Genomic DNA, 13,389 nt, shown 5'->3' with positions numbered 1-13,389 from the left:
CACGCCTCCAGGGGGGCGCATGCCGAAACGAAGGCGGGCTTATAGCTGCGTTGGCCCGCAAAGGCAATAAAGACGGGGACGGGGAGGGAAGGATGGAGCGGCGCAAGGCGCGCATGGGTCTTCTGGCGGGGCTCTTGTTCTTAACGGGCAGCGTAGCGGCATGGGCGCAGGGCGTGCCCACGGCGGCTCCCGCGCCGGCACAGGGCGCGCGGATCGTCGAATGGGATATTCCTCAAATCAGCACCTTGCCGGATGATGACTTCGGCCGCCTCGTGCGGTTCGGCCGCTCGGTGCTGGAGGCCACCTATGCCCATGTGGGGCCTGCGGTTGCCGATCCCGCCCTGCGTTTTGCCGGCAACAACCTCGCCTGCGCGAACTGCCATCTCAATGACGGGCGCAAGAAGTTCGGCCTGCCGCTGGTGGCCGCCGACGCTGATTATCCCGCCTATTCCGCCCGCACGGCGCGCGAACTTACCCTCGCGGACCGGGTGAACCAATGCATGATCCGCTCCATGAACGGGCGTCCCATGCCGGCGGACGCGCGGCCGATGCAGGCTTTGCTGGCCTATCTCACGGTACTGTCCACCAACATTCCCGAGGATGCCAAGATCTCCGGGGGCGGGGCGGGCTCCATGCCGGAGCTGGATCGCGCCGCCGATCCGGCGCGCGGCGCCGGCATCTTCCGCAGCCAATGCGCCGATTGCCACGGAGCTTCCGGGCAGGGCGTACGGCGCAATGTGGCCGACGCCGCGCTCGGCTATGGCGTGCCGCCGCTGTGGGGGCCGGACAGCTTCAATGACGGGGCGGGGATGAGCCGGCTCATGACCTTGGCCAATTTCGCCCACAACAACATGCCCAACGGCACAGATTGGCTGCTGCCGCAATTGAAGGTGGAAGACGCCTGGGACGTGGCGGCCTTCGTCGAATCCCAATCCCGCCCGGCCCTCGCCGGCCTGGAGCGCGACTTTCCGGACCTGCTGTTGAAACCGATCGACGCGCCCTATGGGCCTTATGCGGACGGCTTTTCCGCCGCCCAGCACAAATATGGTCCCTATGGACCGATCCGGGCGGAGATCGCCCGGCTGAAGGCGGAAAAGGGCAGCGTGCCCAATCCCAACCTCAAATAGGCTACTTGGGCAGCGGCTCGGCGGAGCAGGCGTGCGTGGGCGTCACCTTGAACCAGTCCCCGCACTTGTCGCAGCCGGCGACGCCGAGGCCGAAGCCCACAACGAGGGCGATCTGAAGAAAACGGCGCATGTCGCGCTCCCTAATCCTGCATCGCGGCGCACCATAAAGCAGGGCGCGCCGCTTTCAACCGGCGCGTTGGGGAAGCGCCCCGGCGCGCGTCACAGAAAGCTCAGCGGGTCCACGTCGATGGCCACCCGCACATTGCCCGTGGGCTTCGGCGCGCTTTCGCGCCAGCCCCGCAGATAGGCGGACAGATCGAAGGCGCGAGGCGAGCGCACCAGCAGCCGCCAGCGATGGCGTCCGCGCAGCAAGGCGAGGGGCGCTTCGGCGGGGCCGAGCACGCGCACGTCGGCATGCAGGGGCGCGCTCGCGGCAAGCCGGCGGGCATGGCCTTCGGCGGCATGGGCCTCGCTCGCCGAAACGATCAGGCTGGCCATGCGGCCGAACGGCGGCAGCTGGGCCTCCGCGCGGGAGGCAATCTCGCTTTCATAGAAGGCCGCGCGGTCGCCCAGCATGAGCGCCTTCATCACCGGATGCTCGGGCATGTGGGTCTGGATGAAGCCGCGCCCCTCGGTGGAACCGCGCCCGGCGCGCCCGGCCACCTGATGCACCAGCTGGAAGGTGCGCTCGGCCGCGCGCGGATCGCCATGGCCGAGGCCCACATCCGCATCCACCACCCCCACCAAGGCGAGGCCGGGGAAATTGTGCCCCTTCGCCACCAATTGGGTGCCGACGATAATGTCCACCTCGCCCTTGGCCACGGCGTCCAGTTCCGCCCGCATGCGCTCCACGCCGCCGGAAAGATCGCTGGAGAGCACGAGGCTGCGGGCGGCGGGGAACAGGGTCTGCACTTCCTCTTGCAGGCGCTCGACGCCGGGTCCGCAGGGGATCAGGCTGTCCTTGGCATTGCAGGCGGGGCAGGTGTCGGGGATCGGCGCCTGATAGCCGCAATGGTGGCAGGCGAGCCGGCGGCGGAAGCGATGCTCCACCAGCCAGGCCGAACAGGAAGGGCAGCGCATGCGATGGCCGCACGCGCGGCACATGGTGAGCGGGGCATAGCCGCGCCGGTTGAGGAACAGCAGCGCCTGCCCGCCCGCCGCCATGGTGTCGGTGATCTCGGCTTCCAGTCGCGGGGCGATCCAGCGGCCGCGCGGCGGGCCTTCCTTGCGCAAATCGATGGGCGAGAGCCCCGGCACCTTCGCGCCGCCGAACCGCTCCGGCAGCGCAAGCCGCTTGTAGCGACCGCGCCGGGCATTCACCTCGGTCTCGATGGAGGGGGTGGCCGAGGCGAGCACGATGGGCGCTTTCGCGAGCCGCGCGCGCACCACCGCCATGTCGCGGGCATGATAGGCGACGCCGTCGTCCTGCTTATAGGCGGGGTCGTGCTCCTCATCGACGATGGTGAGGCCGAGATCGCGGAACGGAAGGAACAGGGCCGAGCGCGCGCCCGCGACCACGGAAACCTCCCCGCTCGCCACGCCCCGCAGCACCCGCGCCCGGCGCTTTGTGGAAACGCCGGAATGCCATTCCGCCGGCTTCACTCCGAACCTCTTGGTGAACCGGTCCATGAAGGCCTGGGTCAGGGCGATTTCGGGCAGCAGGATGAGCGATTGCCGCCCTTCCATGATCGCCTGGGCCACCGCCTCGAAATAAACCTCGGTCTTGCCGGAGCCGGTGACGCCATCCAGCAGGTGAACGCTGAAATCGCGCGCCGCCACCGCTGCGCGCAGCGCCTGGGCCGCGCCCGCCTGCTCGGGCGAAAGCTCCGGCACGGCGTAAGACGCGTCGGGCGGATAGGCGGCGGGCTCGGGGGGAAGGACCAGGGTTTCCAACGCCCCGTCGTCCACCAACCCATCCACCACGGAGGGGGAGACGCCGGCCTCCCGCGCCGCCTCGCCCTTGCCGCGCACGAAGCCGTCCGCGAGGAAGGCGAGCAGGCGCGCGCGGGCGGCGGTCATGCGCTCCGGAGTGCGGCCGGTGGCACGCACGCCCACGCGCTCGCGGCCGGGACCGGGGCTTTCGTCATGGCGCAGCGCCATGCGCAGAACCATGCCCCGCGGGGCGAGGGTATAATCGGCGATCCAATCCACCAGCCGACGCAATTCCTCCGGCAAGGGGGTGTGGTCGAGCTTGGCCTTGACGCTTTTCAGCTTGGCGGCGTTGACGCCCCCCGCGTCCGTGCGGATCGCCCACACGCACCCCACCATGCCGCGCGAGCCGAGCGGCACCTGCACGAGATCGCCCGGCGCGAGCGTGAGCCCATCCGGCACGGCATAGGAATAAGGAGCGTCGAGGCCGAGCGGGAGCAGGACATCGACGAGGCGTTGGGTCATGTTCGCTTTTTGGTCCGAGCGGGCGGAAAGGTCAAAGGGGGGCGGAGGAAATGCCAGCCGGCGCGCGGCAAGGCCGTGCGTGCGTCCACCGAAACCACGAAAACATAGCGTTCACGCCGTTCCGGCCTTGCCTTCGCCATCACGCGCGGCTACCTGCAAGCCATGAAATTCCTCGATCAAGCCAAGATATATGTGCGCTCCGGTGATGGCGGGGCGGGGTGCGTCTCGTTCCGGCGCGAAAAGTTCATTGAGTTCGGCGGTCCAAACGGCGGCGACGGCGGGCGCGGCGGCGACGTGTGGGTGGAGTGCGTGGACGGGCTCAACACCCTGATCGACTATCGCTACCAGCAGCATTTCAAGGCCAAGAAGGGCGAGCACGGCATGGGCGCCAACCGCACCGGCGCCAAGGGCGCCGACGTGGTGCTCAAGGTGCCGGCCGGTACCGAGATCCTGGATATCGACGAGGAGACCGTACTGGCCGACCTCACCGAAGTGGGCCAGCGCATCCGCCTGCTTTCCGGCGGCAATGGCGGCTTCGGCAATGCCCAGTTCAAGACCTCCACCAACCAGGCGCCGCGCCGGGCCAATCCGGGCCTGGAAGGCGAGGAGAAGTGGATCTGGCTGCGGCTGAAGCTGATCGCCGACGCCGGCCTGATCGGCCTGCCCAATGCCGGCAAGTCCACCTTTCTGGCCGCCACCACCGCTGCCAAGCCGAAGATCGCCGATTATCCGTTCACCACCCTGCATCCGGGGCTCGGCGTGGTGCGGGTGGATGACCGCGAATTCGTGCTCGCCGATATTCCCGGCCTGATCGAGGGCGCGCACGAGGGGCATGGCATCGGCGACCGGTTCCTGGCCCATATCGAGCGCTGCCGGGCCCTGCTGCATCTGGTGGACGGCACCTGCGAGCATGCCGGCAAGGCCTATAAGACCGTGCGCGCCGAGCTTGCGGCCTATGGCGCCGGGCTCGACGAGAAGCCGGAGATCGTCGCGCTCTCCAAGATCGACGCGCTCTCGCCCGAACTGCTCAAGCAGCAGAAGGAGCGGCTGCAGCGCGCGGCGAAGAAGAAGCCGCTTCTGCTCTCCGCCCAGTCCGGCCAGGGCATGCAGGATGCGTTGCGCATGCTGTTCAAGGTGGTCACCGACGGCCGCGTGGAAGAAGCGGAAGCCGCTCCCAAGCCCGAGTGGCGGCCGTGAGCGTCGCCCGGGCCTTCCAGGGCACAACACAGGCGGGCCGATGATGGCGGGAGAACGCTTCGAACGCCATCGTCAGCCCTGGACCTCGGACGAGATCCAGAAACTGCACGCCTGCGCCAAGAAGGGCATGTCGCTGAAGGGCATCGCCCAGGCGCTGACCCGCAGCGAGGAATCGGTGAAGATCCGCGCCAAGGCCGACGGCCTCACCATCGCCAAGCTGCGCTGACCCCGCCCGGCGCCGGACGCGCGGCAGCCTCGCCGTTCCGCCTCTGGCCCGAAGAGCCGGCTTGGGATATCTGAGGCGGCTCCCGCCCCTGCGCCGCCGACGGGCACCCCCGGACGCCGGCTGAAGTGAAGACCCGATCCGTGACCTCTGCCGTTCCCTCCCTCGCCGATTTCCGCCGCATCGTCATCAAGGTGGGCTCGGCCCTGCTGGTGGATTCCGCACGCGGAAAAGTCCGCCTGCCGTGGCTGACCTCGCTGGCCGAAGACATCGGCGCGCTGCATGCCGAGGGCAAGGATGTGCTGGTGGTCTCCTCGGGCGCCATCGCGCTCGGGCGCACGGTGCTCGGCCTGCCGCGGGGCGCCCTGAAGCTGGAGGACAGCCAGGCCGCCGCCGCCGTGGGACAGATCGCGCTGGCCCGGACCTGGTCGGAAATCCTCGCCCATGAGAATGTCACGGCGGGCCAGATCCTCCTGACGCTGCGCGATACGGAAGAGCGCCGGCGCTATCTCAATGCCCGCTCCACCCTGGCGCGGCTTTTGGAATATCGCGCGGTTCCTGTCATCAACGAGAACGACACCGTGGCCACCAGCGAAATCCGCTATGGCGACAACGACCGCCTCGCCGCCCGCGTCGCCACCATGGCGAGCGCCGATCTCCTGATCCTGCTCTCGGACATCGACGGGCTTTATACCGCTCCGCCGGCGCAGAATTCCGACGCGCGCCATATCCCCGTCGTGCCGCGCATCACCGCCGAGATCGAGGGCATGGCGGGCGCGGCGGGCTCGGAACTCTCGCGCGGCGGCATGCGCACCAAGATCGAGGCCGGCAAGATCGCCACTTCCGCCGGAACGCACATGGTGATCGCGTCCGGCCATGTGAAAAACCCGCTGCGGGCGATCCTGGACGGTGGGCGCTGCACCTGGTTCCTCAGCGGCGCCACCCCTGCGCGCGCCCGCAAGGCCTGGATCGGTGGGACATTGGAGCCGCGCGGCATCCTGCACCTGGACGAGGGCGCGGTCGCGGCCCTGCGGCGCGGCGCAAGTCTCCTGCCCGCGGGGGTGACGCGGGTGGAAGGCCTGTTCGAACGGGGCGACGCGGTGCTGCTGCGCGGCCCGGACGGCGGCGAGATCGGGCGCGGGCTGGTCGCCTATGACAGCGACCATGCCGAGCGCATTATCGGCCGCGCCAGCGCCGAGATCGAGGCCATCCTCGGCTTCCAGGGCCGCCTGGAGCTGATCCATCGCGACGACATGGCCGTGGGCGCGGAATAGGCGCCGCCCTCCGGCGGTCTTTGCGCGGGTCCGTCTTAGCGCGGGTAAGCCACCGTTACATGACGCCCGCCCGGCAGGCCCACGATGACCGCCGGCGCGCCACCCTCCTGCGCCAGCTTGAAATTGGTGGTGGCGGCCTCGGCCAGGGGCACGCGCTTCAGCACGTGCGGTCCGCCGGCAAAGGAAATGAACAGCAGGCTGCGGCGATCGAAGGACGGGAGCGCGAGATCGGCGATGCCGTCGCCGTCGAAGTCCGCGACCGCCGACATGCCCTGCTGGTTCGATCCCGCCGCATGATTGGACACGCCTGGAAGCGAAGCGATTTCCTTAAGCGCGCCGCCCGAGAGGGTGAACACCCGCAGCAGGCCCACCGCATGGGGCTGCTGCACATAAGCGACGTCGAGCCGGCCGTCGCCGTTGAAATCCGCGATCCCGGCCGGGTTCAGCCAGCGGTGGGGACCGCCGGTGCTCGGCGATTGGGCGATGATGGCGAGGTGCGCGCCCTGCTGCGCGATCACCACCAGGGACGTGCCCTGGCGCGCGGAGGTCCGCACCAGCACGATCTCGTCGCTGCCATCGCCGTCGAGGTCGGCGAGGCGGGGGATCCGGTCCTCGAACACTTCGTCGTCCGGCAGGACCAGCTTGAGGGTGCGCCCGTCCGTGAGGCGCACCACCAGGCTCGCGGCCTCATATTCGGCACCAAGGACGAAATGGCGATAGCGCCCGGTCGGATCGGCCAGATAGGCCTCGGCGATGTTTTTCCCCCCGTGCGCCACCTGGCCGACCACGGCCGGCGCGCTCGGCGTTGTCGCATGGACCGGGCCGGCGGCGGCCAGGAGGGCGAGAAGCGGCATCCAAGAGCGCAAGCCTGTCATGCGGAGCAAGACCCGATGGGAGCCGCGAAGCGCGCGACATGGCCCAGCCCTAGCATGGTGGCGGCCGGCACCGGCTCACATCTGCGGGAGGCCGGGGCGCCGGGAGCCCTTGCGTTAGGGGCTGTCGCCACGCACATAGGGCATGCTAATGAAACGCAGTCCCACGGCGCGTGCGAAGCCGGGATATTGCGTGTTCCGTCCGTGAGTTGAAGCCATGTCCACGTCCAGCGCCGCCCGAGTGAACGCCCCCGCGATCGGCGATCGTGCGGTGCCGCCGTCGGATCTGGCCGGAACCATGCTGGACATGGGCAAGCGCGCCCGCGCCGCCGCGCGTATTCTCGCCGTCGCGGACGCGGAGACGAAATCACGTGCGCTTCTGGCCTCGGCGCGCGCCATCCGTGCCGCCACGGGCGAAATCCTCGCCGCCAATGCGGACGACCTGGTGCGCGCGCGGGCCGACGGCATGTCCGCCGCGTTCCAGGATCGGCTCGCCCTCACCGAGGCGCGGGTGGAGGCGATCGCCGCCGGCATCGAGGCGGTGGCGGCCTTGCCCGATCCCGTCGGCAAGGTCACCGAACGCTGGACCCGCCCGAACGGCCTGATCATCGAGCGCGTGCGCACGCCGCTCGGCGTGATCGGCGTGATCTATGAGAGCCGGCCCAATGTCACCGCCGATGCGGCGGCGCTTTGCGTGCGTGCCGGCAATGCGGTGGTGCTGCGCGGCGGCTCCGACAGCCTGGGATCGAGCGGCGCCATTCACAAAGCGTTCGTCGCCGGGCTCGTGGGAGCCGGCCTGCCGGCGGATGCGGTGCAATTCGTGCCGTTCGCCGATCGCGGCGCGGTGGGCGAGATGCTCAAGGGGCTCGGCGGGAACCTGGACGTGATCGTGCCGCGCGGCGGCAAGGGGCTGGTGGCGCGGGTGCAGAGCGAGGCGCGGGTGCCCGTGTTCGCCCATCTCGACGGCATCGTCCATGTCTATGTGCACGCGCCGGCCGATCTCGCCATGGCCAAGACCGTGCTGCTGAACGCCAAGATGCGCCGCACCGGGATCTGCGGCGCGGCCGAGACGCTCCTGGTGGACGAAGCCAGCGCGCCGACCCATCTCAAGCCGCTGATCGAGATGCTGCTCGATGCCGGCTGCGAAGTGCGCGGCGATGCGGCGGCGCAGGCGGCCGATCCGCGCGTTTTGCCGGCAAACGATGCCGATTGGGACACGGAATATGAGGATGCCATCATCTCGGTGAGGGTGGTGGCGGGGCTGGACGAGGCCGTTGCCCATATCGAAGGGCACGGCTCGCACCACACCGATTCCATCATCACGCAGGATGAGGACGCGGCCCGCCGCTTCCTCAGCGAAGTGGATTCGGCGATCGTCATGCACAATGCCTCCACCCAGTTCGCCGATGGCGGCGAGTTTGGCTTCGGCGCCGAGATCGGCATCGCCACGGGGCGCATGCATGCCCGCGGCCCGGTGGGAGCGGAGCAGCTGACCTCGTTCAAATACCGCGTGCACGGGGCCGGGCAGACCCGTCCGTGACCTGCATGACACGCGCGCGCGCCCCGGAAACACAGCCGGCCGCGCCGCTCGGCGAGCGCGCCGCCACGCGCCAGCCGCTGGCCACGGCGGGCATGCGCATCGGCTTGTTCGGCGGCAGCTTCAATCCCGCCCACGGCGCGCATCGCGCCGCCAGCCTGCTGGCGTTGCGGCGGCTCGGCCTCGACCGGGTATGGTGGCTGGTGACGCCGGGCAATCCCTTGAAGGATAATCGTAATCTCCCCTCGCTCGCGGCCCGGGTGGCCTATGCCCGCACGGTGGCGCACCACCCGCTGATTGATGTCACGGGCATCGAGGCGCGGCTCGGCACGCGCTATAGCTATGAAACGGTGGCGGCGCTGCGGGCGCGCCTGCCACAGGTGCGTTTCGTGTGGCTCATGGGGGCGGACAACCTCGCTCATTTCAGCCGCTGGCAGCGCTGGCGGGATCTCGCGAACCTGCTACCCATCGCCGTGGTGGACCGCATGGGCGACAGCCTGGCCGCCACCGCCTCGCTCGGGGCGCAGGCGCTGGGCCGATTCCGCATCGACGAGAGCGACGCGGCCATTCTGCCGACCCTCGCTCCGCCCGCCTGGGTGTTCCTCCACGGAATGAAATCTCCCGTTTCCTCAACGGGAATTCGCGCTGCACAACAAGTCTCGGAATGGCCGGCGCGCGGGCCGCTCGGCCACAAGTCTTGATTTTCCGTTGATTTGAGCGCATTTTGACTATGTGGCCTCAGGGTTCGGCATCGCCTGCCCCAGGAGTCCGCGTTAATTTTCGAGAGGATTTGGACCACTGTCCACGACGGCTCTCATGGCGGCCGCCCCCAACCCGGCGCCCGCATCGATTTCCGAAGCGCCCGACGCTGAGGAAGTCCTCGCCCTCGTTACCGCCCAGCTGGACGACGACAAGTCGGAAGACATCGTCTCCATCGACCTGCGGGGCAAAACATCCATCGCCGACTATATGGTGGTGGCGTCCGGCCGCTCGCAGCGGCATGTGGGCGGCATCTCCGAGCACCTCATCGAGGCGCTCAAGGCGGCCGGTGTGCGCGACGTGCGCGTCGAAGGCCAGCCGGCCTGCGACTGGGTGCTCATCGACGCCGGGGATGTGATCATTCACGTCTTCCAGCCCGAGGTTCGCAGCTTCTATTCCATCGAGAAGATGTGGTCCGGGACCGCGCGCGCCTGATGGCGCGCGGCGTTTCCCGCTCAGGCTGAACGCGCGGTGCGCATTTCGCTGGTATGTATCGGCAGGCTGAAAGCCGGAGCCGAGCGGGACCTTGTGACACGTTATGTCGAGCGGGCGCGGGCCAGCGGCCGCGCGCTCGGGCTCGCCGGTTTCGAGACCCTGGAATTTTCCGAATCCGCCGCACGCCGCGCGGAGGACCGCATGAGCGAGGAAGGCGCGGCCTTGCTCGCCGCGATTCCGCATGGGGCCATGGTGGTGGTGCTCGATCCCCGTGGCCGCGCGCTCTCCAGCGAGGATTTCGCCACCCGCATCCAGACCGCGCGCGACAGCGGCACCGCCGCCTTGTGCCTGGTCATCGGTGGGGCGGACGGTCTGGCCGAATCGCTGCGCGCACGGGCGCAGCTGATGCTGGCGTTCGGCGCCGCCACCTTTCCCCACCAATTGGTGCGGGTGATGCTGGCCGAACAGCTCTATCGCGCCACCACTATCCTCTCCGGCCACCCCTATCACCGCGCCTGAAGGCTCCTGAAGGCTATTGACCTGTCTGGGCGCGTGATTTCGCCATGTCCGGGGCGAAGCCGTGCGATGGTTTACACATCCTCAACTTCGCGTGCTTAAGTCTGCGTTCATGATGTTTCGCCCCGGGCCCTTCTTCTGCGTGGTGGCGGTCGGCTTTGCGCTGGCGCAGGCCGGGCCCGCGCGCGGCCAGATGTCATCCCCCGGATCCGCCGCCCCGGTGCCGGTGCCCCGCGCCGCCAAGCCGGTGCCGCGCCCGCCTACGGTCGATACCGAGGCGCTGCAGAACGATGTGCGCCGCAACGCCGCCTTCCAGGCGCAGCTCCAGGCCGATCTCGCCAGCGCCAGCGGCGACCGGGGCAAGCTCTCCCAGATGCTGGTGGACACCACCACCCATATCCGCGAGGTCGAGCAAAAGCTGACCGACGTGGAAAGCCGCATGGCCGAGCTGGACCGCAGCCGCTCCGCGCTCGCCGCCTCGCTGATGAGCCGGCGCGAGGTTCTGGCCGACGTCCTCGCGGCCCTGGTCCGAATGGGTCGCAATCCGCCGCCCGCCCTGCTGATGCGGCCCGACGATGCGCTGGATGCGGTCCGCTCGGCGATCCTGCTCGGCGCGCTGCTGCCGGAAATGCGGGTGGAGGCGGAAACGCTCGCCTCGGATCTCGCCGAATTGAACCGAGTGCGAACCGAGCTGACGCGCGCACGCGACACGCTCGCCACCTTGCGCGGCTCGCTCGGCGAGGATCGCACCCGCATCGCCGCGCTCGTCACGGAGCGCCAGCGGCGCCAGGCCGAGAGCGGGACGACCCAGCCGGGCGACAAGGCCCAGGCCGATTCCCTCGCCAAGGCCAGCGGCGACGTGCACGATCTCGTGACCCGCCTGGAAACGGAAGTGGCTCCCGCCGCGCGCGCCGCCGATGCCGCCCGCGCCGCGCCGCAGGATTCCGGAGCGGCAGGAGGGGCGGGGAAGACACAGGTCGCCGCGCTCACCAACCCGGCCCGGCTTGCGCCGGCGATCGCCTTCAGCGAGGCCAAAGGCTTGCTGCCATTGCCGGTTGCCGGCGTGCGCCTGCGGGAATTCGGCGCGCCGGACGGGCTCGGCAGCACCGAAAAGGGGTTGACCATCGCCACGCGGGCGGGCGCGCAAGTCGCAGCCCCGAGCGACGGCTGGGTGGTCTATGCTGGCCCGTTCCGCTCCTATGGCCAACTCTTGATCATAAATGCGGGCGGGGGCTACCATATTCTGATGGCGGGAATGGAACGCATCACCGTGGACCTTGGTCAGTTCGTGCTGACGGGGGAGCCGGTGGCAGTGATGGGAAACGGTCCAAGGGCAGCGAATTCGGCCTCGGGACAGCCCCATTTGTATGTCGAGTTCCGCAAGGACGGAATATCAATCGATCCCGCCCCCTGGTGGGCGGCAACGGACAGTCAGAAGGTGCGCGGATGATGCGTCGTACGTCTCTATTTCTCTTTGGCGTTGCGGCCGGTGCCCTTGTGGCCGTCGCGGCAACCCAGCCAGGTATGCTTTCGACCATGACCGCGCAGGCGGCGGCTTCCGACACCTACCGCCAGCTCAACCTGTTCGGTGACGTGTTCGAGCGCGTGCGCTCCGATTATGTCGAGAAGCCCGACGACGCCAAGCTGGTGGAAAGCGCCATCAACGGCATGCTCCAGGGCCTCGATCCGCACTCGTCGTATATGGACGCGAAAAGCTTCCGCGACATGCAGGTGCAGACCCGCGGCGAGTTCGGCGGCCTCGGTATCGAGGTCACCATGGAAGACGGCCTCGTGAAGGTCATCGCCCCCATCGACGATACCCCGGCCGCCAAGGCCGGCGTGCAGGCGGGCGACATCATCACCAAGCTCGACGACGACCAGGTGCAAGGCCTCACCCTGAACCAGGCGGTGGAGAAGATGCGCGGCGCGGTCAACACGCCGATTCGCCTCACCATCGCCCGCAAGGGCCAGGACAAGCCGATCGAGATCAAGGTGGTGCGCGACACCATCAAGATTCGCGCGGTGCGTTCGCGAATCGAGAATGGCGACATCGCCTATCTGCGCATCACCTCGTTCAACGAGCAGACCTTCGACAATCTGAAGAAGGCGATCGAGGACACCACCGCCCAGATCGGCGCCGACAAGATCAAGGGTTATATCGTCGACCTGCGCAACAATCCCGGTGGCCTGCTCGACCAGGCGATCGCGGTGTCGGACGCGTTCCTGGACAAGGGCGAGATCGTCTCCACCCGTGGCCGCAATGCCGACGAAACCCAGCGCTTCAACGCGCGTGGCGGCGATCTGACCAAGGGCAAGCCGGTGATCGTGCTGACCAACGGCGGCTCCGCCTCGGCCTCGGAAATCGTCGCCGGCGCGCTCCAGGATCACAAGCGGGCGACCATCCTCGGCTCGCGCACGTTCGGCAAGGGCTCGGTGCAGACCATCATCCCGCTCGGCGGCAATGGCGCGCTGCGGCTCACCACGGCGCGCTATTACACACCGTCGGGCCGCTCGATCCAAGCCAAGGGCATCGAGCCGGACATCATCCTGATCCAGGATCTGCCGGACGACCAGAAGGCCAAGCTCGGCGCCGCCGCAGGCGACACCACGCGCGGCGAAGCCTCGCTGAAGGGCCATCTGAAGAACGGCGACGACGAGCAGGCGGGTTCGCCCTCCTACGTCCCGGCCGATCCGAAGGACGACACCCAGCTGAAGATGGCGGTGGAACTGCTGGAGGGCACCATCAAGAACGCTGCCTTCCCGCCGAACCCCAACAAGACCACCTCCGCCAACTGAGGCGAATCCGGGCGGGTCCGCCATTCCGGATCCCCTCAAGCATTCAGGACCCGCCGGTTGTGCCGGCGGGTCTTTTTTTGCCGGAAAAAGACTGTTTCCGTTTTGCAGCGCACGCGCGTCGCGATTGCTTGCCGGCGATGCGTTTTGTGGGCAAAGCTGCGGTATAAAAGGAAAATTTCTGCCCTAAGGGCAGGGAATTGCGGGCTTTGCGGGGCCGCGGTGCGTCAATGCGGCACTGTGCCCTTCACTCGGTCGTGTT

The 13,389-nt window shown here is 68.6% G+C and carries 13 protein-coding genes; 10 read left to right on the top strand and 3 right to left on the bottom strand.

Annotation, left to right across the window (positions count from 1 at the left end; translation table 11 throughout):
- The first annotated feature begins 92 nt into the window (after positions 1–92).
- Entirely contained in the window at positions 93–1,127 is a 1,035-nt protein-coding gene (locus tag V5F78_RS19245; protein WP_394070219.1) for a c-type cytochrome, read from the top strand.
- Between the two features lies 1 nt (position 1,128).
- Here the strand turns inward: V5F78_RS19245 and V5F78_RS19240 are convergent, their stop codons facing one another.
- Both V5F78_RS19240 and V5F78_RS19235 read right to left on the bottom strand, forming a co-directional pair.
- Positions 1,129–1,257, bottom strand: coding sequence for a hypothetical protein (locus V5F78_RS19240; protein WP_394070218.1), 129 nt, complete (start codon positions 1,255–1,257; stop codon positions 1,129–1,131).
- 89 nt (positions 1,258–1,346) lie between these two features.
- Positions 1,347–3,521, bottom strand: a complete 2,175-nt coding sequence (locus tag V5F78_RS19235) for a primosomal protein N' (protein ID WP_394070217.1) — start codon at positions 3,519–3,521, stop codon at positions 1,347–1,349.
- Between the two features lie 162 nt (positions 3,522–3,683).
- Between V5F78_RS19235 and obgE the strand changes: the two genes are divergently transcribed.
- From obgE to proB, 3 genes are all read left to right on the top strand, one after another.
- Positions 3,684–4,718 carry a GTPase ObgE gene (obgE, locus tag V5F78_RS19230; RefSeq protein ID WP_394070216.1) on the top strand — a complete coding sequence of 345 codons (1,035 nt, stop codon included), beginning with the start codon at positions 3,684–3,686 and terminating at the stop codon, positions 4,716–4,718.
- Between the two features lie 40 nt (positions 4,719–4,758).
- The gene (locus V5F78_RS19225) at positions 4,759–4,944 is read left to right on the top strand and encodes a hypothetical protein (protein ID WP_394078828.1); all 186 of its coding nucleotides are present in this window, start codon (positions 4,759–4,761) and stop codon (positions 4,942–4,944) included.
- Between the two features lie 140 nt (positions 4,945–5,084).
- Positions 5,085–6,215: a glutamate 5-kinase gene (gene proB, locus V5F78_RS19220; protein WP_394070213.1), complete on the top strand. Its 1,131-nt coding sequence runs from the start codon at positions 5,085–5,087 to the stop codon at positions 6,213–6,215.
- Positions 6,216–6,250: 35 nt separating this feature from the next.
- Here proB and V5F78_RS19215 read toward each other — a convergent pair whose 3' ends face one another.
- On the bottom strand, positions 6,251–7,069 hold the full coding sequence (locus tag V5F78_RS19215; RefSeq protein WP_394070212.1) for an FG-GAP repeat domain-containing protein: 819 nt from the start codon (positions 7,067–7,069) through the stop codon (positions 6,251–6,253).
- Positions 7,070–7,385: 316 nt separating this feature from the next.
- Between V5F78_RS19215 and V5F78_RS19210 the strand changes: the two genes are divergently transcribed.
- The 6 genes from V5F78_RS19210 (at position 7,386) to V5F78_RS19185 (ending at position 13,130) form a co-directional block, all read left to right on the top strand.
- Positions 7,386–8,627, top strand: coding sequence for a glutamate-5-semialdehyde dehydrogenase (locus V5F78_RS19210; protein ID WP_394070453.1), 1,242 nt, complete (start codon positions 7,386–7,388; stop codon positions 8,625–8,627).
- 5 nt (positions 8,628–8,632) lie between these two features.
- Positions 8,633–9,325, top strand: a complete 693-nt coding sequence (locus V5F78_RS19205) for a nicotinate-nucleotide adenylyltransferase (protein ID WP_394070210.1) — start codon at positions 8,633–8,635, stop codon at positions 9,323–9,325.
- A 115-nt stretch (positions 9,326–9,440) separates the two neighbouring features.
- Positions 9,441–9,818, top strand: a complete 378-nt coding sequence (rsfS, locus tag V5F78_RS19200; RefSeq protein ID WP_394070208.1) for a ribosome silencing factor — start codon at positions 9,441–9,443, stop codon at positions 9,816–9,818.
- Positions 9,819–9,854: 36 nt separating this feature from the next.
- Complete coding sequence (rlmH, locus tag V5F78_RS19195; RefSeq protein WP_394070206.1) at positions 9,855–10,337, top strand: 23S rRNA (pseudouridine(1915)-N(3))-methyltransferase RlmH; 483 nt, start codon at positions 9,855–9,857, stop codon at positions 10,335–10,337.
- 109 nt (positions 10,338–10,446) lie between these two features.
- Positions 10,447–11,784 (top strand): murein hydrolase activator EnvC family protein, encoded by a 1,338-nt coding sequence (locus V5F78_RS19190; protein WP_394070204.1) that lies wholly within the window; start codon positions 10,447–10,449, stop codon positions 11,782–11,784.
- Positions 11,781–13,130, top strand: a complete 1,350-nt coding sequence (locus V5F78_RS19185; protein ID WP_394070202.1) for a S41 family peptidase — start codon at positions 11,781–11,783, stop codon at positions 13,128–13,130. The genes V5F78_RS19190 and V5F78_RS19185 overlap by 4 nt, the downstream gene beginning before the upstream one ends.
- Positions 13,131–13,389: the final 259 nt, after the last annotated feature.

Origin of the sequence: Roseixanthobacter glucoisosaccharinicivorans (genome assembly GCF_043195095.2) — a bacterium.
GTDB lineage: Bacteria > Pseudomonadota > Alphaproteobacteria > Rhizobiales > Xanthobacteraceae > NCEH01.
This window is presented reverse-complemented; position numbering and strand designations above follow the sequence as displayed.